This is a genomic window from Mitsuaria sp. PDC51 (assembly GCF_900113225.1).
In the GTDB taxonomy this organism is placed as follows: Bacteria; Pseudomonadota; Gammaproteobacteria; order Burkholderiales; family Burkholderiaceae_C; genus Roseateles.
Map to the genome: position 1 here is coordinate 1,805,825 of NZ_FOZE01000002.1, position 21,852 is coordinate 1,827,676.

At 70.0% G+C, this 21,852-nt stretch carries 17 protein-coding genes; 13 read left to right on the forward strand and 4 right to left on the reverse strand.

Annotated features, from left to right (window positions below):
• Positions 1 to 143: 143 nt before the first annotated feature.
• The 4 genes from BM393_RS19340 to BM393_RS19355 all read left to right on the forward strand — a co-directional run bounded on the left by BM393_RS19340 (position 144) and on the right by BM393_RS19355 (position 7,928).
• A complete protein-coding gene (locus BM393_RS19340) occupies positions 144 to 1,943 on the forward strand; it encodes an ABC transporter substrate-binding protein (RefSeq protein ID WP_091730518.1) in 1,800 nt (599 codons plus the stop codon).
• A gap of 22 nt (positions 1,944 to 1,965) precedes the next feature.
• On the forward strand, positions 1,966 to 3,864 hold the full coding sequence (locus tag BM393_RS19345) for an ABC transporter substrate-binding protein (RefSeq protein WP_091730521.1): 1,899 nt from the start codon (positions 1,966 to 1,968) through the stop codon (positions 3,862 to 3,864).
• Between the two features lie 20 nt (positions 3,865 to 3,884).
• Positions 3,885 to 5,807 carry an ABC transporter substrate-binding protein gene (locus BM393_RS19350; protein ID WP_254783498.1) on the forward strand — a complete coding sequence of 641 codons (1,923 nt, stop codon included), beginning with the start codon at positions 3,885 to 3,887 and terminating at the stop codon, positions 5,805 to 5,807.
• A gap of 78 nt (positions 5,808 to 5,885) precedes the next feature.
• Positions 5,886 to 7,928, forward strand: a complete 2,043-nt coding sequence (locus tag BM393_RS19355; RefSeq protein WP_091730523.1) for an acetoacetate--CoA ligase — start codon at positions 5,886 to 5,888, stop codon at positions 7,926 to 7,928.
• Positions 7,929 to 7,994: 66 nt separating this feature from the next.
• Here BM393_RS19355 and BM393_RS25380 read toward each other — a convergent pair whose 3' ends face one another.
• Both BM393_RS25380 and BM393_RS19360 read right to left on the reverse strand, forming a co-directional pair.
• Positions 7,995 to 8,417, reverse strand: a complete 423-nt coding sequence (locus BM393_RS25380; RefSeq protein ID WP_141225403.1) for a hypothetical protein — start codon at positions 8,415 to 8,417, stop codon at positions 7,995 to 7,997.
• 24 nt (positions 8,418 to 8,441) lie between these two features.
• Positions 8,442 to 8,915 carry a hypothetical protein gene (locus tag BM393_RS19360; RefSeq protein ID WP_091730526.1) on the reverse strand — a complete coding sequence of 158 codons (474 nt, stop codon included), beginning with the start codon at positions 8,913 to 8,915 and terminating at the stop codon, positions 8,442 to 8,444.
• A gap of 462 nt (positions 8,916 to 9,377) precedes the next feature.
• On the opposite strand from BM393_RS19360, the gene BM393_RS19365 reads away from it, so the two are divergent.
• The 5 genes from BM393_RS19365 (at position 9,378) to BM393_RS19385 (ending at position 15,568) form a co-directional block, all read left to right on the forward strand.
• A complete protein-coding gene (locus BM393_RS19365) occupies positions 9,378 to 9,968 on the forward strand; it encodes a PEP-CTERM sorting domain-containing protein (RefSeq protein WP_091730530.1) in 591 nt (196 codons plus the stop codon).
• A 10-nt stretch (positions 9,969 to 9,978) separates the two neighbouring features.
• Complete coding sequence (locus tag BM393_RS19370) at positions 9,979 to 12,171, forward strand: phosphocholine-specific phospholipase C (protein WP_091730533.1); 2,193 nt, start codon at positions 9,979 to 9,981, stop codon at positions 12,169 to 12,171.
• Between the two features lie 172 nt (positions 12,172 to 12,343).
• Positions 12,344 to 13,147: a hypothetical protein gene (locus tag BM393_RS19375; RefSeq protein ID WP_091730538.1), complete on the forward strand. Its 804-nt coding sequence runs from the start codon at positions 12,344 to 12,346 to the stop codon at positions 13,145 to 13,147.
• 219 nt (positions 13,148 to 13,366) lie between these two features.
• Positions 13,367 to 14,899, forward strand: a complete 1,533-nt coding sequence (locus BM393_RS19380; RefSeq protein WP_091730542.1) for an FAD-dependent monooxygenase — start codon at positions 13,367 to 13,369, stop codon at positions 14,897 to 14,899.
• Between the two features lie 93 nt (positions 14,900 to 14,992).
• Positions 14,993 to 15,568, forward strand: coding sequence for a hypothetical protein (locus BM393_RS19385; protein ID WP_091730547.1), 576 nt, complete (start codon positions 14,993 to 14,995; stop codon positions 15,566 to 15,568).
• Positions 15,569 to 15,603: 35 nt separating this feature from the next.
• Here BM393_RS19385 and BM393_RS19390 read toward each other — a convergent pair whose 3' ends face one another.
• On the reverse strand, positions 15,604 to 17,070 hold the full coding sequence (locus BM393_RS19390) for an ATP-dependent DNA helicase RecQ (RefSeq protein WP_175538423.1): 1,467 nt from the start codon (positions 17,068 to 17,070) through the stop codon (positions 15,604 to 15,606).
• A gap of 281 nt (positions 17,071 to 17,351) precedes the next feature.
• On the opposite strand from BM393_RS19390, the gene truD reads away from it, so the two are divergent.
• From truD to BM393_RS19410, 4 genes are all read left to right on the forward strand, one after another.
• Positions 17,352 to 18,365, forward strand: coding sequence for a tRNA pseudouridine(13) synthase TruD (truD, locus tag BM393_RS19395; protein WP_091730555.1), 1,014 nt, complete (start codon positions 17,352 to 17,354; stop codon positions 18,363 to 18,365).
• 105 nt (positions 18,366 to 18,470) lie between these two features.
• Entirely contained in the window at positions 18,471 to 18,872 is a 402-nt protein-coding gene (locus BM393_RS19400; RefSeq protein WP_091730559.1) for a GntR family transcriptional regulator, read from the forward strand.
• Positions 18,869 to 19,822 carry an ABC transporter ATP-binding protein gene (locus tag BM393_RS19405; protein ID WP_254783499.1) on the forward strand — a complete coding sequence of 318 codons (954 nt, stop codon included), beginning with the start codon at positions 18,869 to 18,871 and terminating at the stop codon, positions 19,820 to 19,822. Before BM393_RS19400 ends, BM393_RS19405 begins: the two co-directional genes overlap by 4 nt.
• Positions 19,819 to 21,300, forward strand: a complete 1,482-nt coding sequence (locus tag BM393_RS19410; RefSeq protein ID WP_091730562.1) for a hypothetical protein — start codon at positions 19,819 to 19,821, stop codon at positions 21,298 to 21,300. Before BM393_RS19405 ends, BM393_RS19410 begins: the two co-directional genes overlap by 4 nt.
• Before the next feature lie 10 nt (positions 21,301 to 21,310).
• Here the strand turns inward: BM393_RS19410 and BM393_RS19415 are convergent, their stop codons facing one another.
• Positions 21,311 to 21,838 carry a flavin reductase family protein gene (locus tag BM393_RS19415; RefSeq protein ID WP_091730566.1) on the reverse strand — a complete coding sequence of 176 codons (528 nt, stop codon included), beginning with the start codon at positions 21,836 to 21,838 and terminating at the stop codon, positions 21,311 to 21,313.
• Positions 21,839 to 21,852 lie beyond the last annotated feature (14 nt).

A 21,852-nucleotide genomic window follows, 5' to 3' on the forward strand; every position in this document is an offset into this window, starting at 1 on the left:
GGGGTTGTTGGCATGGCGGGCGCGGACATCGCCCACTAGACTGGCGCGCTTTCGAATTCAAGGACGGCTTCCAGATGCGACGCGGCATGGCCGGGACACAATCCCAGGCGCTCTTACTTTCGGCATCCCTCGCGGCCTTGGCGATGTTCACGGTGATCCCGTCGACCGCCCGCGCCGCCGACGAGGCCGCCACCCCCGCGCCCAAGGTGCTGCGCTACGCGATCCGCGTGGCGGAGACCGGTTTCGATCCGGTGCAGGTCACCGACCTGTACTCGCGCAACGTGACCTCGGCGATCTTCGACGCGCCGCTGCGCTACAGCTTCCTGGGGCGGCCCTACCGGCTCGAGCCCAACATCACCGACGGGCTGCCCGAGGTCTTCGACGACCACAAGCGCTTCGTCTTCAAGATCAAGCCCGGCATCTACTTCGCCGACGATCCGGCGTTCAAGGGCCACAAGCGCGAACTGGTGGCCGAGGACCTGGTCTACACCGTCAAGCGCCACTACGACCCGCGCAACAAGAGCGGCCACCTCTACCGCCTGGAGGGCGCGAAGATCCTGGGCCTGTCCGAGGTGCGCGCCGAGGCGCTGAAGAACAAGACGCCGTTCGACTACGCGCGCCCCGTCGACGGCGTGCGCGCGCTGGACCGCTACACGGTCGAGATCCGCGTCGCCAACAGCGATCCGCGCTTCCTGTACCACTTCGCCGATCCGATGGTGGGCATCGTCGCGCGCGAGGTCGTCGAGGCCTACGGCGACCGCATCATGGAACACCCCGTGGGCACCGGCGCCTGGCGCCTGGCCGAGTGGCGCCGCTCCTCGCGCATGGTGCTGGAGAAGAACCCCAACTTCCGCGACGTGCGCTATCACGAGGAGGTCGGCCCGGACCGCCCGGCCGCGCTGGTCGAGGCGGTCAAGAAGCTGCAGGGCCGCAAGCTGCCGATGGTGGACCGGGTCGAGATCTCGGTGATCGAGGAATCCCAGCCGCGCTGGCTCGCCTTCCTGCGCAAGGAATTCGACTTCATGGACGAGCTGCCGGAGGACTTCGCGCCGGTGGCGATCCCGCAGAACAAGCTCGCGCCCAACCTCGCCAAGGATGGCATGCGGGCAATCCGCTACGAACGCGCGGACATCTCGGCGTCCTACTTCAACATGGAGGACCCGGTCGTCGGCGGCTACACGCCGGAGAAGATCGCGCTGCGCCGCGCGATCGCGCTGGGCGTGGACGTCGAGCGCCAGGTGCGGCTGCCCCGCAAGGGCCAGGCGATCCCGGCGCAGGGCATCATCTCGCCGGGCGTGACCGGCTACGACAAGGCCTTCAAGACCGAGATGAGCCAGTACGACCCGGCCCGCGCCAAGGCGCTGCTGGACCTGTATGGCTACGTCGACAAGGACGGCGACGGCTGGCGCGACCTGCCCGACGGCAGCCCGCTGGTGCTCGAGTACGCGACCCAGCCCGATGGCCGCAACCGCCAGCTCGTCGAGCTCTGGCAGAAGGACATGGATGCGCTGAAGGTGCGCATCAAGTTCAAGATCGCCAAGTGGCCGGAGAACCTGAAGGCCGCCAACGCCGGCAAGCTGCAGATGTGGGGCATGGGCTGGAGCGCCGACATCCCCGACGGCGAGAACTTCCTGGGCCTGGCCTACGGCGGCAGCAAGGGGCAGTCGAACAAGGCCCGCTTCGACCTGCCCGAGTTCAACGCGCTCTACCGCAAGCAGCATTCGATGGCCGATGGTCCCGAGCGCGTCGCGGTGATGCAGGATGCGCAGCGGCTGCTGACGGCCTACATGCCCTACAAGGTCGAGGTGCACCGCATCTACACCGACATCACCCAGCCCTGGGTGCTGGGCTACGACAAGAACCTCTACCAGCGCGACTTCTACACCTTCGTCGACATCGACACCGACGCGCTGGCCAAGGCCCATGTGAACAAGAAGCCCTGAGCGCTTCGACGACCGCCCCGCCATGACGACGATCCGCGCCCGACGCCTGTCCTCGAACCTGCGCGGGGCCGTCCTCGCGTCCCTGCTGGCGCTGGCCGGCCTGAGCGCCGCGCAGGCGGCGGACGGCGCGAGCGCGCCCGCGACGTCCCCGGCATCCGCGGCGTCCCCGGCCTCGGCCTCGACCCCCAAGGTGCTGCGCTACGCGTTCCGCGTCGCCGAGACCGGCTTCGATCCGGCCAAGGTCAGCGACCTCTATTCGCGCATGGTCACGCCCCACATGTTCGAGGGGCTCTACACCTACGACCAGCTGGCGCGTCCCGCGAAGATGAAACCGCTGACCGCGGCGGCGCTGCCGGAGAGCGCCGACGACTACAAGCTGTGGACGGTCAAGCTGCGCCCCGGCATCTACTTCTCGGACGATCCCGCCTTCAAGGGCAGGCGGCGGGAGCTGACGGCCGAGGACTACGTCTACACCTTCAAGCGCTTCGCCGACCCGGCCGTGGCTTCGCCGTCGTGGAGCGAGGTGGAGGAGCTTGAGCTGGTTGGCCTCAACGAATACCACGCGCAGGTGCGCAAGTCCGGCAAGTCCTTCGACTACGACAAGCCCATCGAGGGCCTGCGCGCGCTGGACCGCTACACGCTGCAGTTCCGGACGAAGGAGACGCGGCCGCGGCTGATGGAGGTCTTCGCGCAGGGCGACCTGTACGGCGCGGTCGCGCGCGAGGTGATCGAGGCCTATCCGGGCGACTCGATGGCGCATCCGGTGGGCACCGGGCCCTTCGTGCTCAAGCAGTGGCGGCGCAGCTCGTTGATGGTGCTGGAGCGCAACCCGCATTACCGCGAGCGCTTCTACGACCAGGAGGTCGATCCCGCGCCGGACGATGCCGAGGGCCAGGCGCTCAAGGCGCGCTTCAAGGGCCGCCGCCTGCCGATGATCGATCGCGTCGAGATCGGCGTCATCGAGGAGAACCAGCCGCGCTGGCTGTCCTTCCTCAATGGCGAGTACGACTTCATCGAGCGCACGCCGGAGGACTTCATCAACCAGGCGATGCCCAACGGCAAGCTGGCGCCCAACCTCGAGAAGCAGGGCAAGCATGCGTACCGGACCGTGGCCTCGGACGTGCTGTTCACCGTGTTCAACATGGAGGACCCGCTGGTGGGCGGCTACACGCCGGACAAGATCGCGCTGCGCCGGGCGATCGCGCTGGCCATCGATGTCGAGCGCGAACTGCGCCTGGTGCGCCGCGGCCAGGCGATCCCGGCCCAGTCGCTCTACATGCCGGGCACGACCGGCTACGACCCGGCGTTCAAGAGCGACATGAGCAGCTTCGACCCGGCGCGCGCCAAGGCGCTGCTGGACCTGTACGGCTATGTCGACAAGGACGGCGACGGCTGGCGCGACCGGCCCGACGGCACGCCCCTGGTGCTGGAAAGCCTGACCACGCCCGAACAGTTCCAGCGCCAGATCGACGAGATCGTCCAGAAGAACCTCAACGCGGTGGGGCTGCGCATCGCGTTCAAGCCGGCCAAGTGGCCCGAGAACCTCAAGGCGCTGCGGGCCGGCCGCTACCAGATCTGGTCGCTGGCGACCTCGGCGGCAAAACCCGATGGGCAGGACTCGCTGGCGCGCATGTACAGCGGCCAGATCGGCGCGCAGAACTACGCGCGCTTCCGGCTGCCGGCCGTCGACAAGCTCTACGACGAGGCCTCGCACCTGCCCGACGGGCCGGAGCGGCTCAAGATCTTCGACGAGACCAAGCGCTACGCCACCGCCTACATGCCCTACAAGTACCGCGGCCACCGCTTCATCACCGACATCGCCCAGCCGCAGCTGATCGGCTATCGCCGGCCGCAGTTCTGGCAGAACTGGTGGGAGTACGTGGACATCGATCCCGACGCCGCCGCGAAGTTCAAGCACTAGCCTCCGAGGTCCCGACGTCCATGCCCGCACGCCGCCCCGCTCCGAATGCCGTCCCGCGCGGCGTCTTCCTCGATCGGATCACCGGCGCCATGCGCCGCGGAGCCTGGACGCTGGGGCTGATGGCGGCCTCGCTGGCCGTCACGACGGGCGCCGGCGCCGCGGCGTCCCCGCCGCCGGCGGGCGGCTCGCCCTCGGTCCAGACGCCCGCGGCACAGCCGGAGAAAGTGCTGCGCTACGCCTTCCTGGTGGCCGAGACCGGCTTCGATCCGGCGCAGCTGAGCGACCTGTACTCGCGCATCGTCACGGCCCACATCTTCGAGTCGCTCTACAACTACGACTACCTGGCGCGGCCGTTCAAGCTCAAGCCCAACACGGCCGCGGCGATGCCCGAGGTGTCCGAGGATTTCCGCACCTGGACGATCCGGCTGCGGCCCGGCATCTACTTCGCCGACGACCCGGCCTTCAAGGGCCGGCGCCGCGAGCTGACCGCCGAGGACTACGTCTACAGCCTCAAGCGCTTCTACGATCCGGCGACCAAGGCGCCGCTGTACTCGACCTTCAAGCAGGAAGGGATCCTCGGGCTGGAGGAGTTGCGGGTGGAGGCGCTGAAGAGCAAGCGCCCGTTCGACTACGACCGGCCGGTCGAGGGCGTGCGCGCGCTGGACCGCTACACGCTGCAGTTCCGGCTCGCCGAGCCGCGTCCGCGCTTCCTCTACAACCTGGCCGGCGGCGACACCTACGGCGCGGTCGCGCGCGAGGTCATCGAGGCCTACGCCGGCAAGACGATGGAGCACCCGGTGGGCACCGGGCCCTTCATGCTGGACCGCTGGCGGCGCAGCTCGCTGATCCGCCTGGTGCGCAACCCCGGCTACCGCGACGTGTTCTACGACGCCCAGCCCAATCCCGGCGATGCCGAGGGCCAGGCGCTGCTGGCGCGCTTCAAGGGCCGCAAGCTGCCGATGATCGATGCGGTCGAGATCAGCATCATCGAGGAGGGCCAGCCGCGCTGGCTGTCCTTCCTGAACCGCGAGTTCGACCTGCTCTACCTGCTGCCCGAGGAGTACGCGGAGGTGGCCGCGCCGCACGGCAGGATCGCGCCCAACCTGCAGAAGCAGGGCATCCAGCTCTACAGCGTGCTGGCCAGCGACCGCACGATGTACTACTTCAACATGGAAGACCCGACGGTCGGCGGCTACACGCCGGACAAGGTCGCGCTGCGGCGCGCGATCGGCCTGGCGACGGACATCGCCACCGAGATCACCCGCACGCGCCGCCACCAGGCGGTGCCGGCGCAGTCGGTCGTGGCGCCGATGACCTGGGGATACGACCCCGACTACAAGAGCGAGAACGGCGACTTCGACCTGGCGCGCGCCAAGGCGCTGCTCGACACCTACGGGTATGTCGACAAGGATGGCGACGGCTGGCGCGACCAGCCCGACGGCCGCCCGCTGGTGCTGGAGATCGCGTCCTCGCCGGACTCGCGCTCCAAGCCCTACGACGAGCTGTGGAAGCGCGACATGGACAAGCTGGGCGTGCAGATCCGCATCCGGACCGCACAGTGGCCGGAGAACCTGAAGTCGGCGCGCGCCGGGCAGCTCATGATCTGGCAGCTGGGCTTCAACAGCTCGACGCCGGATGCGCAGCTCGGGCTGGAGCTGATGTACGGGCCGGCCTCGGGCGGGCAGAACCTGGGCCGCTTCAAGCTGGCGCGCTACGACGAGATCTATCGCCGCATGATGGTGCTGCCCGATGGCCCGGAGCGCGCCGCGCTGCTGCGCGATGCGCAGAAGCTGCTGACCGCCTACATGCCGCAGAAGTTCCGCGTGCACCGGATCGTCAACGACCTGGCCCAGCCCTGGCTGATCGGCTTCCGCCGCCCGTACTTCAACCAGATCTTCTGGCCCTACGTCGACATCGACACGACGAAGCTGCCCCCGCGCTGACTCTCACTCCCGGTCGCACGCGTGACGCGCCCCCCGCCGGATCTGCGCTACCTTCCCGACCTCGACAAGGAGAGTCGCATGGTCCCGACGCCGCAGATCGACCACTACCGCCGCTTCCTGCGCGAGCAGCGCGGCCTGGTCTTCGATGACTACGCCTCGCTGTGGGCCTGGTCGGTGACGGAGCTGGACGCGTTCTGGCGCAGCATCTGGGACCACTTCGACCTGCGCTCATCCACGCCGTTCGAAGCGGCGCTCTGCGAGGAGCGCATGCCGGGCGCGGTGTGGTTCCGCGGCGTCACGCTGAATGTCGCAGCACAGGCGCTGCGCCACGTCGACGCGGCCGACGCCGCCGGCCACCCGGCCATCGTGCATGCCGACGAGGCGATGCTGGCCCGGGGCGAACTCGGCGAACTGAGCTGGTCCGCGCTCCAGCGCCAGGTCGGCGCGCTGGCGGCCGCGCTGCACGAGCTCGGCGTGCGCCGCGGCGATCGTGTCGTCGCCTACCTGCCCAACGTGCCGGCGACGGCGGTGGCTTTCCTCGCGGTGGCCAGCCTGGGCGCGGTCTGGTCGGTGTGCTCGCCGGACATGGGACCGGTGGCGGTGCTGGACCGTTTCCGTCAGATCGAGCCCCGCGTGCTGATTGCCGCCGACGGCGTGCGCTACGCCGGCCAGGAGATCGACCGCATGGGCATGCTGGCGCAGCTGCTCGACGAGCTGCCCACGGTGGGCGATGTCGTGCTGCTGGCCAACCTCGACCCGCGGGCGGATCCCGCCTCGCTGGTTCGGGACGCCGGCTCGGGCGGCCCGGCGCGGCGTGCGCATCGCTGGGACGACCTGATCGCCCATCCGGTGTCGCGCGCGCCGGAGCCGGTGCCCTTCGACCATCCGCTGTGGATCGTCTACTCCAGCGGCACGACCGGCCTGCCCAAGCCCATCGTGCACGGGCACGGCGGCGTGCTGCTGGAGATGCTCAAGGGATCGATCCACAACAACGTCGGCGCGACGGTGGACACCGGCGACCGCTTCCACTGGTACAGCTCGACGGGCTGGATCATGTGGAACTGCCAGGTCGGCGCGCTGATGGGCGGCACGACGATCTGCCTGTTCGACGGCAGTCCCGCCGGCCCGAAGGACGCGCCGGACTGGAGCACGCTGTGGCGCTTCGTGGCCTTGTCGGGCGCGACCTTCTTCGGTGCGGGGGCGGCGTTCTACGCGAGCTGCCTGAAGGCGGGCGTCGAGCCCCTGCGCCATGGCGACCTGAGCCGCCTGCGCGCGGTCGGCAGCACCGGCAGTCCGCTGGCGGACGAAAGCTACGACTGGATCTGGGCGCACTGCCCCAAGCCGGACGGGCAGCCGATCTGGATCTGCATCATCAGCGGCGGCACCGACTTCGCCGGCGCCTTCCTGACCGGTCTGATCACCGAGCCGCTGGTGCGCGGCCAGATGCAGGTGCGGAGCCTGGGCGCGGCGGTGCATGCGTTCTCGGAGGCCGACGCGCAGGGCCAGGGCCGCGCGCTGATCGACGAAGTCGGCGAGCTGGTCTGCACGCGGCCGATGCCGTCGATGCCCTTGTACTTCTGGGGCGACCAGGACAACGAGCGCTACCTGTCGAGCTACTTCGACATGTACCGCGGCCCGAACGGCGAGGGGATCTGGCGGCATGGCGACTGGCTGCGGATCACGCCGTCGGGGGGCGGGATCATCTACGGCCGCTCGGACGCGACGATCAACCGGCATGGCATCCGCATGGGGACGGCCGAGCTGTATCGCGCCGTGGAGGCGCACCCGGAGGTGCTGGACAGCCTGGTGGTGGACCTGGAGTACCTCGGACGGCCGAGCTGCCTGCTGCTGTTCGTGCAATTGCGGGACGGGGTGGCGCTGGACGCGGACCTGGAGCAGCGGCTGCGGGCGTCGATCAAGAAGGCGCTGTCGGCGCGGCATGCGCCGGACGAGATCCACCAGGTGACCGCGATTCCGCGGACGCTGTCGGGCAAGAAGATGGAGCTGCCGATCAAGAAGCTGCTGCTCGGCGCCGCGGCGGAACAGGTCATGAAGCGCGATGCGATGGCGAATGCCGATGCGGTGGCTTGGTACCAGGCGTTCGCACGGAGCCGGGCATAGCGGCGCGGCGGTGGCCAACGGAGTGGCAGCGCCGTAGCGGGCCGTCATGGCATCGGCGAAGGCGTGTCATCGTGTCCTCCTTTTGCCGCTCCTTGGCGACCCGTTGGACTGGTCACATTGCTTGAGGAGGTCGGCGGTCGAAGTCAGTTGAGCACTTACGAACTGGCGCGGGAGGTGGCCGTGAATGCTGTAGTCCGCGAACGTGCGTCGGTCCCTTTGCTCGCGAAGCTGCTTACCGATCGCCTTCGAGCGCTGGGCCTGCAAGGGACTGCAATGCCGATGTGGGCTCTCCAGGCGGCTGATGAGGCAGGCGTGAACGCCATGCACCCCGGTATCGCTGCCGCGTCGCGGCAGCTGCCGCTCCCAGTCCAGGCACCGGTGATAGGCCGCGTAGTAGGCGCGGCTGATGGCCGCTCGCAAGGTCGCTTCGTCCGTGCTGGTGGATAAGCTGCGTGCCAGGGTAAAGAGATTGCGGCTGCTGACAGACATGGAGTCCTCACGCGGCGATTGACGTCAATGCGGGCCGCGCGAAAGCAGCCAGATCTGGAAGCACTCGACGCGGAGGTCGCGATTCGCGACTACGTCATCGAAGCGGTCTTGCCAGACCGCGATGTCTGGCCCGATCAGCGCCGTATGAATGTCGAATCGTGCCCAGATGTCGCATTCATCGTGGTGGGTGCATAACCACGGCGACCCTTCGAGCGGAATCTCGTGGTGCCGCATGAACTCCGCCGCCAGGCGCAACTTCGCCAGGACCTGTGCCGGCGTGACGCCGTAGCGATCGAGGATCTGCCTCATGGCCGCAGTGGTCGCATCCCAATCGGCCATCTCGCATCGCGTGAAGAGCTGGGAATTGGCCATGTCGTCGAACAGGGCCTGCGGATGGCGAAGCGCGTGGATCAGGTGCTCGAACGAGTCCGCGGCGGCAGGGGCCGTCTGGCAGGCGCTCGAGGGCGTGGCTGGAAGCAATCGGGTCATGGCGCTCATGAGCGGCTCCTTCGTGCGGGTCCCATGACCCGAAGGCCTGCAGTGTCGGCAGCCGCCGGCCGCGTGTCTCTCCTCCAAGTTGCGGGATCGATGGGGGAACTGATCGAGGGAGGCGGGTCCCCCTGCGCATCCTGATCATGGGGGTGTCCGTCAGGCCCGCGACAGGTGACCCGGCGATGCATCGCGTCACCGTCGACACCCTTGCTCGCAGACGCGCAACACCCAGGGTTACATGACAGCCGCGCGTCGGTTCGGGGACGCGCCCCCGCTTCGGGCGACAGCGCCGCCCGGGGTGGGTGCCCAGCCTGTCGATGACATCGACCGTTCACCGGTCTGTCACCTCGGCCTCTGAACATCCGCCGCGTTCCACCGCCCCTGCGCCGTCAAGGCCTGACCCTCCAGTCGGGCCCGTGCGTGCCGCGCCGCGGTGGCAATCCCCATCCCGACCTCCCTGGAGTCCTCATGCGCAAGCCTCTTGCCCGCCACTTCGCCCGCGTCTGCCTGCCGCTGACGCTGGCCCTGGCCGCCTCGTTCGCGTCCGCCACCGTCGTCACCTTCGACGACCTCGCCACCGACGGCATCGTCCCCGCCAACTACGCCGGCCTGGACTGGTCCGCCAGCTCCTGGTTCCAGTACGCCGGCGAGCAAGCCCCGTACACGCCGCATTCGGGCGACCGCCGCGCCACGCTCGGCTTCGACGGCAGCAGCGCCACCAGCGCCATCGGCTTCCTGACCCCCAGCACCTTCCAGGGCGCCTGGTTCGCCGGCTTCGACGGCGTCAACGTCGCGATCGACCTGTACCGCGGCGGCCTGCTGGTCGCCTCGACGTCGACGCTGAACCTGGGCGAGACGCCCACCTTCCTGGCCAGCGGCTACACCGGTCTGGTCGACCGTCTGGTGTTCCGCAGCAACGATCCCGCCTTCTTCGTCATGGACGACCTGAGCTTCGCCGCCGCCGTCCCCGAGCCGGCCTCCGGCGCGCTCGCGCTGGGCGGCCTGGCCGTCGCTGCGCTGGTGATCCGCCGCCGCCAGGCCTCCCAATCCGCCACCTGAGGAACCCGCCATGACGCAGCAGCAAGCCCCCCGCCGCCAGTTCCTCCGCGCGGTCGCGACGGCCGCCGGCGCCACCGCCGCGATGACCAGCTTCCCGCCGGCCATCGCCCGCGCGTTGTCCATTCCCGCGGCCGTGCGCACCGGCACGATCCGGGACGTCGAGCACATCGTCATCCTGACGCAGGAGAACCGCTCCTTCGACCACTACTTCGGCACGCTCAACGGCGTGCGCGGCTTCGGCGATCCCTTCCCCGCGCCGGTGGCCGACTCGGCCAACGTCAAGGGCCGCTCGATCTGGGTCCAGCCCACCGCCAACAACGCCGCGCCCGGCGCGATCGCGCCCTTCCACCTGAACACCGCGCAGAACTTCGCCTTCATGCGCGTCAGCGGCACGCCGCACTCGTGGACCGACGCGCAGGCCGCCTGGGACCACGGCCGCATGAACAGCTGGCCCAAGGCCAAGCAGAACCACTCGATGGGCCACTTCACGGCGCAGGACCTGCCGTTCCAGTTCGCCCTCGCCAACGCGTTCACGCTCTGCGATGCCTACCACTGCTCGACGCAGACCGGCACCAACACCAACCGCCTGTTCCTCTGGACCGGCACCAACGACCCGCTGCGCCTGGGCAACGGCCCGTCCACCGACAACAGCCACGACTGGTTCAACCCGAACCCGCTGGACGACTACACCTGGACCACCTACCCCGAGCGCCTGCAATCGGCCGGCATCAGCTGGCAGGTCTACCAGAACATGGCGGACAACTTCACCGACAACTCGCTGGCCGGCTTCAAGGTGTTCCGCGACGGCTGGTACAACCGCCCGGGCTACTCACAGGTGCTGAAGGACCGCGGCATTTCCACCCGCGACCTGGACCTGCTGCGCGAGGACGTGCTCAACAACCGCCTGCCGCAGGTGTCTTGGATCGTGGCCACCGCCGAGGGCTCCGAGCATCCCGGCCCGTCCAGCCCGGCGCAGGGCGCGGACTACACCGCCAAGGTGCTGGACGCGCTCACCGCCAATCCGGACGTGTGGGCCAGGACCGTCCTGTTCATCAACTTCGACGAGAACGACGGCTTCTTCGACCACATGCCGCCGCCGGCCGCGCCGTCCTATGTGAGCTGGAACGCCAACCCGGCACAGGCGGTGCTCGCTGGCGGATCGACGGTGGACACCACCGGCGAGTACTGCGAGATCCTCAACGGCGCCTCGCCGACCTACCTGCACCGCCCCTACGGCATGGGCCCGCGCGTGCCGCTGTACATCGTGTCGCCATGGAGCAAGGGCGGCTGGGTCAACTCCCAGGTGTCCGACCACACCTCGGTGCTGCGCTTCATCGAGGCGCGCTTCGGCGTCAAGGAGACCAACATCGGCGCATGGCGTCGCGCGGTCGCCGGCGACCTGACCTCGTGCTTCAACTTCGCCGATCCGGAGGACAGCGAGTTCTTCTCGAAGCTGCCCGGCACCGTGGCGCTCGCCAACCAGGCCCGCGCGCTGCCCGGCACGACGACGCCGCCGGTGCCCGGCGCGCTGCAGCTGCCGTCGCAGAACGCCGGCGTGCGCCCCGCGCGACCACTGCCCTATGACCTGCAGGCGACCGCGGCGCTGAGCACCGGCGCCGGCCCCAATGCGACGACGATCGCGATCACCTTCCAGAACACCGGCACCGCCGCGGCGGTCTTCCACGTCTACGACCGCACACGCCTGAACGAGATCCCGCGCCGCTACACCGTCGAGGCGGGCAAGCAGCTCACCGGCAACTTCGTGCCGCAGGCGACGGGCGCCTACGACCTGTGGATCCTCGGCCCGAATGGCTTCCATCGCCACATCGCCGGCAACGCGCGTCGCGCGGCGGCGGCCGGCCAGCCCAATCCGGACGTGATCGCCCAGGCCGCGCCAGCCAACGGTGAACTGGTGCTGACGCTGGTCAACACCGGTCCGGTGGCGGCGACCTTCAGCGTCGCCCACAACAAGTACCAGACCGGCGCGCCGCGCAGCGTCAACGTGCCGGCGCGCAGTCGCAGCGAGCTGCGCCTGGGCGTCGCGGTCGCCGCGCATTGGTACGACGTGTCGGTGCGGGTCGGCGGCCAGCCCGACTTCCTGCGCCGTTTCGCCGGCCACATCGAGACCGGCGCGCCGTCGGTCAGCGATCCGGCGATGGAGGGCCTCGCGAAGGCGGACCAGTACCGCGTGCAGGGCGCCTGACCGACCGGCGGGCAGGGGCGCGGGAGCGCCTCTTGCCCAGCCCGGGCCTCCCCATGAAAACACGGAGGTCCTCATGCCCGTCATGCGTCTTCGTCCTTCCCGCGCCCCCGGCCGGCGCGCCGCTGCCTTGCGTGCCGCCTGCGCGGCGCTGGCATGGCTCGGTGTTGCGGCCATGGGCGCCCAGGCCCAATCGACGGTCGTGCCGCCGGACGCGCCCGGCTTCACCGAATACGTCGCGAGCCAACTGCGCCAGCAGCTGGGCGATGCGACCGTGGTCGTCCGCGAGCCGCTGACGCTGGGCATCGCCAGCGAGCGCACGCCGCTCGACAAGCTCTACGCGGCGTGCCAGGGCAACCGCAGCCATTGCGCCGACGACGTCAACGCCTTCGTGAAGACGCGGACGCAGGCCTTCCGCGCGGCGACCATCCCGGCCACGCGCGAGACGCTGCGGCTGGCGGTGCGCACGGCCGCGTCGGTGCAGCAGGCGCAGCGCGAGGTCGGCGGCGACGCGACCACCTTCCGTCCGCGGCCCTTCGTCGGTCCGCTGGTGACGGTGCCGGTCTTCGACACGCTGCGCGCCTCGCGGCTGATCAGCGAGAAGGACTACAAGACCTTGAACCTGTCGGTGGACCAGGTGCGCGAGACCGCGCGCAAGAACACCTACGACTCGATGCCGCAGGTGCTGCAGACCGCCAAGCCCGCGGCGCCCGGCGAGGTGGGCAAGCTCGACGGTCCGGTGCCGCAACCCAGCCGCCTGGTCTTCATCGACGACTGGAAGCCGCTGGCTGACGCGCAGAAGGGCAAGCTGATCGTCGCCGCGCCGTCCAATGACACGGTGCTCTACGTCGGCGACGACGATGCCGCGACGATCGACGCGCTGCGCGCGCAGGTGCGCGAGATCATGGGCAAGTCCGCCAATCCGCTGACGGACGTGCTGCTGCGCTGGTCGCCGTCCGGGTGGACGGTGATGCCCTGAATGCGGTGAATGCGGGGGAGGGGCGCTACACTCCGCCCGTCGAAAAAGGCAGATCTGGTCTGGTAAGCCCAGGTCCTTCCTCACGGAAGCTCTGACTCTGCCCGCGCATGGGTCCCCACGACGAACGTCCGATGCAGTCCTGCATCGCCGGGTTCGTCGGTGGGGTTCTCAAGACGAAGAATCGCTCCGGCCGAACGGTCATCGAGAGAGGAAACGTCCATGCGCGCGATCCCCCAATACGACGTCATCATTGCGGGCGCAGGCCCTGTCGGCTTGATGCTGGCCTGCGAGCTCCGGCTCGCCCGTTGCTCGGTGCTGGTGCTCGAGCAGGCCACCAGCCCCGATTCACCGCTCAAGCAGCCGCCATTCGGCGTCCGCGGCCTGTCCATCCCCACGCTCGAGGCGCTGCACCGCCGCGGATTGCTCGACGCCGTCGTCGGGACCGCGGGCAGCGGCGATACCGTGCCGCCGCCACCATGGGCGCAGCAACCTCGACGACCTGGTGGCCACTTCGCGGGGATCCAGTTCTTCCACGACAGGATCGAGACCGCGCGCTGGCCCTGGCGCCTGCCAGGCCCGTTCAGCGAGAGCCAGCCCAGCACCATGGCCCGTATCGAATCGGCGCTTGCGGCGCGCGCTACGGCGCTGGGCGTGGAGATCCATCGCGGGGTGCGCGTGGAGGACCTGACGCAGTCGGACGACAGCGTCTGCGTGCGGGCCGACGGCCAGGCGATGCACGCGCGATGGCTGGTGGGCTGCGACGGCGGTCGCAGCCGGGTGCGCAAGGCCGCTGGCTTCGAGTTCGCCGGCACCGAGCCGGAGTTCACCGGCTACTCCGTGGACGTGGACCTGGCCGATGGCGCGGCGCTCGCTCCGGGCCGTCACTACACGGCAACCGGCATGTACACCTACCAGCCGCCCGGCGTCATCGCGATGGTCGACTTCGATGGCGGTCATTTCCACGGCACCGCGCCGATCACCGCTGAGCATGTGCAGACGGTGCTTCGCCGCATCAGCGGCACGGGGGTCCGCGTCAAGGCGCTACGCCTCGCCACGACCTGGACCGACCGGGCCCGCCAGGTCACGTCCTATCGCCGCGGTCGCATCCTGCTGGCCGGCGATGCCGCCCACATTCATTCGCCGCTGGGCGGGCAGGGACTCAACCTTGGGATCGGCGACGCCATGAACCTGGGATGGAAGCTGGCGGCGACGATCCGCGGCGATGCCCCCGAAGGCCTGCTCGACAGCTACACCGCCGAGCGGCATCCCGTCGGCGCTCAGGTGCTGGACTGGTCGCGCGCGCAAGTGGCGCTGATGCGGCCGAGCCCGGCGACGCGAGCGCTGGCCGCGATCATGCGCGACCTCATCGAGACCCGCGACGGGGCGACGTATTTCGCCGAACGCGTCTGGGGCGCGACGCTGCGCCACGACCTCGGCGACGCCCACCCGTTGGTCGGCCGAAGCGCGCCGGACTTGGCGCTGGATGACGGGACCAAGCTGGCGACGCATCTGCAAACGGGCCAGGGGTTGCTGTTGGACATGGACGCCGCGGCACCGCTGCGCGAGTGGTCACGGGGCTGGACGGACCGCATCGCCTATGTCGCCAGCGGCGTGAAGGAGGACCGCGGCATGCGCACATTGCTCGTACGACCCGACGGCGTTGTCGCGTGGGCTGGCAGCGGCGGCGATGACGCGGAGTTGGAGCAGGCTGTTCGGCGGTGGTTTGGCGAGCCGTCCGTCGAGCGAGGTTGATGCCGGTGGCAGGCAGCACCACGACCTAGGTCATGCCGACGGCCCTCGGCGATTCGCTATCGTCGCCCGCTGACTCCATGTTGAAGGGCCGTCATGCTCGACCTGCATCAGTTCATCGCGCTTTTCCAGGGCCGTCCGGTGCCCGAGGACCTCATCCGCCTCGGCGGCTTCCAGAACGTCGTCAAGACGCAGTACACGCAGAGCCTGTGGCTCACCGACCATGAGAAGCGCGGCCTGGAGGCCGGCTGGTCCAAGGACGCCGCATTCCTGGAGCGGCTGGTGGCCATCGGCGTGGCCAACGGCTCGGGCTCGTTCTACGCGCTGTGGAATCCGGATGACGGCAGCGAGCCGGCGGAATGGCCGGTGGTCGTGTTCGGCGACGAAGGCGGCGAGTGGGTGATCGCGCGCAACGTGCGCGAGTTGCTGCAACTCAGCGGCCTGGACGTCGAGCCGTATGTCGACCACGAGAGCGCGTATTTCTTCATCGACGAGGACGAAGAGGGCGGGGACGAGTACGCGAGTGACGCGATCGAGGACTACCGCGAGTGGCTGAGCGAGGTCGCTCAGCTGGACCCGCTCACCGATCCGGATCCGGTGGTCGAGCGCGCCCGCGCGCAGTGGCAGGCGCAGTTCGACGCGTGGAAGGCGCCCTACCTGGACGGGCGCTGAGAAGACCTTGGCCGGTCGCGACGGCGGGTGCGCCGTCAGGCGGAGGCGGTCGTCATCTCGCGCTCATGCGCATCCATCCGCTCGCAGCTGTCGCAGCCGTGGCAGCGATCGAAGACCGCCGCCTCGTCCAGCGCCTCCAGGATGTCCCGCCACCGGCAGCGCCCCGACTGCGCATACGACACCATCTGCTCCAGGCGCCGCCGGTCCTGCTCGCCTTTCGCTTCATAACGGCCCATCAAGGCGCGCAGGGCCTGGGCGTCGCCCGGCGGTGGATCGACCAGCCGCAGGCTGTCGTCCGAGGTCGACAGCCAACCCTCCTCCGCCAGCAGCGCCGCCAGCGCGCGCAGCTTGGTGAGCGGCCGCCGAAGACGGCGATGCAGCGCGTCCAGCGTCCATCCCGCTTCGTCGGGCGGCGTCTCGCGCAGCACCTCGATCAGGGCCTGCGCGTCCGCCGGCACCGGGTAGCGGCCATTCAGGAAGAACTGCTGCACCGACCGGTCGCCCGACACGAACAGCAGCGTGCAGTCCGCGCGCTCGCCGTCGCGGCCCGCCCGGCCGGACTCCTGGTAATAGACGTCCAGCCCCGCCGGCAACTGGTAATGGACGATGCGGCGGATGTCCGGCTTGTCGATGCCCAGGCCGAATGCATTGGTCGCGACCATCACGCGGACTTCCCCGCGCATGAAGCGATCCTGCGCCTCGTGCCTCGCCGCCGCGCGCAGGCGGCCGTGATAGAGCGTCGAAGCCACGCCCGCGGCGAGCAGCGCCTCGTGGAGCGCCTGCGCTGACTTCACCGTCGCGGTGTAGACGATGGTGGAGGGTCCGGCATCCGCAGCCTCGATCGCATCGCTCTCGGGTGACTGCGCGACGATCTCGATCAGGCGCCGCAGCTTGTCCGCGTCGTTGGCCAGGGGCTCAACGCGGTAATGCAGGTTGGCGCGATAGCTGCCGCCGATCAGGCAGCCGGCGGCGGGGATGTCGAGCTGACGGGCGATGTCATCGATCACCTCGCCGGTGGCCGTCGCGGTCAGCGCCAGCACCGTCGGTGCGCCCAGCGCCTTGCGCGCGGCGCCCAGACGCAGGAAGGCGGGGCGGAAGTCGTGTCCCCATTCGGAAATGCAATGGGCCTCGTCGACGACCAGCAGGTCGGTGGGCCGCTCGGCCAGGCGCGCGACCCAGTCGCTGTCCTCCAGACGCTCGGGCGTGAGCAGCACCACCTGCGCGGTGCCGTCCAGCGCGGCGGTCTCCTGCTCCGACAGCGCCGCGGCCGGCAGGCCGCTGTGGGCCTGCGCGCAAGCGATGCCCAACGCGCCAAGTCGTTCGCACTGGTCTTTCATCAAGGCGATCAGCGGCGACACGACCACCGTGCGTCCCGGCAGCAGGGCCGCCGGCAGTTGATAGCACAGCGACTTGCCTGCGCCGGTGGGCATCACCGCCAGCGTGTTCAGGCCACGCAGCACGCGGTCGATGACCTCGCGCTGGCCGGGCCGCCACGTGCGCAAGCCAAAGCTGCGCAGCTGGCGTTCGAGGGTGCGTTGAGAGGGAGGACGACGACGCGGCATGGAGAACGGACATTGAACGCGGAGGATGCGCAGCCGGCCTCAGCAAGCCGCGCGCCCGGGTCGACTGCCAGCGGCGGCTTCTCCGCGTGCGGCTGCGATGGCGGTCGCTTCCGTCGACGGCCGCCGAGGCATTCGGACAGCGAGGGACAATCGCCGCCTCGACGGCCCCGGGCCGGCTCGACCGCCTTTCCTCCTTCACACCGGGTGCCGCCAGACCGCTCATGACCGACCCTCAATACACGACCTTGCCGCAATGGCCCAACGCCTATCCGGCCACCGGTGCCAGCGCCACGCTGAAACGCCTCAACGAGGACTTCATCGTGACCGAACTGCCGCTGCAACTGCCCTCCGGTGAGGGCGAGCACCTCTGGCTGGACATCGAGAAGAACGGCGCCAACACCGCCTTCGTCGCCCAGCAGCTGGCCGCAGCCGCCGGCGTGCAGGACCGGGACGTCGGTTATGCCGGCCTCAAGGACCGCTACGCCGTCACCCGCCAGTGGTTCAGCATCTATCTGCCCAAGGGCGAGACGCCCGACCTGACGCTGCTCCAACATCCGGAGTTCAAGGTGCTGAGCCAGAGCCGCCACGTGAAGAAGCTGCGCCCCGGCGATCTGCGGGGCAACCGCTTCCGCATCGTGCTGCGGGAAGTGACCGGCGACCGCGAGGCCATCGAGGCCAACCTCCAGGCCGTGGCCTCGCAGGGCGTGCCCAACTACTTCGGCGCCCAGCGCTTCGGCCACGACGGAGGCAACGTCGAGCAGGGCCGCGCCATGCTGGCGCGCGAGATCCGCGTGCGCAACCCGAAGAAGAAGGGCATCTACCTGTCGGCGGTGCGCTCCTTCGTCTTCAATGAAGTGCTGGCGCTGCGCATCCAGCAGGGGCTCTGGGGCCAGACCCTGCCCGGCGACGTGATGGACGAAGCGGGCCGGCCCACCGGGCCGCTCTGGGGACGGGGTCGCGTCAGCACCACCGACCAGGCGCAGGCCCTGGAGAACGGCGTGGCCGAGCGTCACGCCACCCTGTGCGACGGCATGGAGCACGCTGGCCTGGACCAGGAGCGCCGCGCCCTGGTGGCGAGCCCCGCGGAGATGTCGTGGGAATGGCCGCAAGCCGATCAACTGGTGCTCACCTTCTCGCTGCCCGCTGGCAACTACGCCACGTCCGTCCTGAGCGAAATCCTCCGCGCCTCGGAGCCGGACCGGCACACCGAGGACGAGCCAGCCGCCATCGAGTGAGCGCCCCGCAGGCGCCGCAAGCGCGGGGTTGACGTCCCGCTCCCTGCTGTATTACTGTAGCGATACACGTCGACGACGCCGGTCGACGTCGCCAACGATCCGCCGATGGACACCGACCTGCTCTTCAGCATCAACCCCGGCTCTTCCGAGCCGATCTACCGCCAGTTGGTGGAGCAGCTGCGCCGCCGCGTCGCCAGCGGCCAGCTCGTGGCCGGGCAGGAGATCCCGTCGGTGCGCGAGCTGGCGCAGGCGCTGGCGGTGAATCCGATGACGGTCTCCAAGGCCTTCGGGCTGATGGAGGCGGAGGGGCTGGTGGAGCGTCGCCGCGGGCTGCCGATGGTGGTGGCGGCGCAGCACCAGAAGGCGATGAAGACGCGGGGTCGCGTCGAGCTGCTGCGGCCGGTGCTCGCCCAGGCCGCCGCCGAGGCGCGGCAGCTCGAGCTGCCGCCCGAGCAGGTGCTGGCGCTGTTCAAGACGCTGCTGGAAGACAAGGGAGAGACGCGATGACTCAAGCGATGGAATCGGCGATGACCCACGCGCTGGCGGTGGGCGACCGTGCCTCGGCGCAGGCCCTGGCGGATGACGCGCTCGGCGCGCCGCCGGTGCGCGCGAGCGGCCTGCGGGTCGACTTCAAGGGGCAGCCGGGCGTGATCGCCGGGCTGGACTGGGCGCTCGCGCCGGGTCAGGTCGTGGGCCTGCTGGGCCGCAACGGCGCGGGCAAGACCACGCTGCTGGAGACGCTGCTCGGGCTGCGTGAGCCGCAGGCCGGCGAGGTGCGGCTGTTCGGCCAGTCCGCGCTGCTGCCCGACGACGCGCTGCGCGCCCGGCTGGGCTACGTGCCGCAGCAGGCCGCGCTGTTCGAGGACTTCCAGGCCGGGGACCTGCTGCGCTATTTCCGCAGCTTCTATCCGCGCTGGAACGACGCGAAGGTGGACGGCCTGATGTCGCGCTGGGACATCCCGCGCGACCGGCGCGTGGGCCAGCTGTCGCAGGGGCAGCAGCAGCGGCTGTCCATCATCCGCGCGCTCGCGCATGAGCCCGACCTGCTGGTGCTGGACGAGCCCGTCGCCAGCCTCGATCCCGTCGGTCGGCGCGACTTCCTGCGCGAGCTGGTCGACCAGGTGCTCGACCGCGGCACCACGGTACTGTTCTCGACGCACATCCTCTCCGACCTCGAGCGCGTGGCCTTCAACATCGCTTTCCTCAGCCGCGGTCGCATCGCGCTGCAGGCGCCGCAGGACGTACTGGCCGACGAGGTCCGGCTGCTGGCCGGTCCGGTGGGACGGCTGCAGGCGGCGGTCGACGCCCATGGCGGCCAGGTGCTGAGCCGGCGCGACCTGGGCGAGCAGCCGCGCTGGCTGGTGCGATTCGCCGAGGGGAACGCCCCCGCGCCCGATGCCGTGCTGCGCTGCGAGGCGCTCAACCTCGAGGACCTGTTCCTGGAGCTGACGCAATGAGCGCCGCGCTGCCGCTGCCCGGCCTGGGCGGCCATGCCGCGGTGCTGCGGGCGATGGGGCGCAAGGTCGGGCGCGTCTGGTGGCTGCTCCTGCCGGTGCTGGGTGCGACCGCGCTGGCGACGATGAGCAACCAGCCGCTGGCCGTCGCCGGGACCTTCTGCGTGACGCTGGCCATCGCGCTGCACCTGGCCTGGTGGGCGGCGGCGAATGCGCTGCTGGGCCTGAACGATCCGCTGTCGGCCCACCTGATGCCGGGTCAGTTGCGGCGGCTGCGCGAGTCGGCGCTGGGCGTGTTCCTCGGCGTGGCCGCGGCCTGCGGCGGACTGCTGGGCCTGGTCTTCGACCATGGGCTGGCGTTCACGATGGGCGCCGCGGCGTTGATGCTGTCCTTCGCCATCTGCCTGCGCTGGCCGGTGATGTGGCTGGTGATCTGGGTATTGCCGTGGATCGCGTTGCCGCCGCTGCGCGAGCTGCCGTTGGCGCTGCAGGTGATGGACATCGCGCGCGAGTGGCATGCGCGCCAGCCCTTCACCCAGACCGGCGCGGTGCTGCTGTTGCTGGGCGCGGGCCTGTGGCATCTGTTCCAGGCCGGCGGCGCCGCGCATGCCCAATCCTGGGCTCAGCGCCAGCGCGTCCAGCACCTGATGACGATGCAGGGCAGCGCGGTGCCGGCGACCACGGTCTGGTCGCGCGGACCGCTGGCCTGGCTCGGCCGTTGCTTCCAATGGGCGCATCCGCTGTGGCGGGAACACCTGCTGCGCACGGCGCGGCCGACCACGGCGAGCGTGACCGCGCGCGCCGAATTCGTCGCCTTGCGCGGGCTGCACTGGTCGGCCACGGCCTCGACGACGCTGCTGCTTTTCGTCGTCTTCCTGATCGCCGAAGTGGCGCTGCTGGTCTTCCTGCCGGACCGCGCCGGGCGGGTGATCAGGGCAGCCCTGCCCGGCCTGTCGATCGGCCTGATGAGCGCGATGATCGGTCCGTTCTTCGGGCTGGACGCGACGCTGCACCAGACGCGCCGCGAGCAGGCGCTGCTGTCGCTGGTGCCCGGCATGCCGCGTGGCATCGAGATGAACCGCGTGATCGGGCTGCGGCTGTTGCGGCATCACCTGGTGCTGTGGGGCACCGGCGTGGCGATGATGATGGCGCTGCAGGCGCTGGCGCCCGGGCATGACGACGGCTGGGGCAGCCCGCTGCTCGGCCTGAACTTCGCCGCGGTGGCGCTGCCCGCCACCCTGCTGGTCTGGCGCGACTGGTCACGCCAGGGCCTTCCCAAGGGCGCGCGTGTGGCGATGCTGACGATGCTGATGGTGGCGCTGACTGGCCTCAGCATTGCGGCGACCCATCGCTGGCACATCCCGGCGTTGTGGCAGGTGGCCGCGTCGGTCCTGGTGACCGTCGCGCTGGGCGCCTGGCGCTGGCGCGCGCTGCAACGGATGGCGCCCTTCTGGCCGGTCGGCCGTCACGCGGGCGAGTGAGGCCCAGGCCTCAGATCGGCAGCTCGGTGTAGTAGCGGCCGCCGTGGAAGATCAGCGGCTGCGCCTGCTCGGCGCGGCTGCAGGCCTCGACCTCGCCGACGAAGATGACGTGGTCGCCTTCCTCGTACTGGCTGCGGTTGGCGCATTCGAAGACCGCGGCGCAGCCCTCGAGCACGGGCGCGCCGCCGCAGCCCTCGCGGAAGGCCACGCCGGCGAAGCGGTCGATGTCGCGCGTGGCGAAGCGCTGCGCGAGCGCCTTCTGGTCCGCGGCCAGGATGTTGATCGCGTAATGCGAGCCACGGCTGAAGACCGGCATCGAGCCCGCGCGGCGGGCCAGGCTCCACAGCACCAGCGGCGGCGACAGCGAGACCGAGTTGAAGGAGTTGGCCGTCAGGCCCACCAGCGTCCCGTCCTCCGCCCGCGCGGTCACGATCGTGACGCCGGTGGCGAACATGCCCAGCGCGGCGCGGAACTGCTGCGGGTCGAGCGGCGAGGTGGCACAGGCCGGGGACGGCGTGATCAAGGGCGGCTGGGACATGATGGGGGGCATTG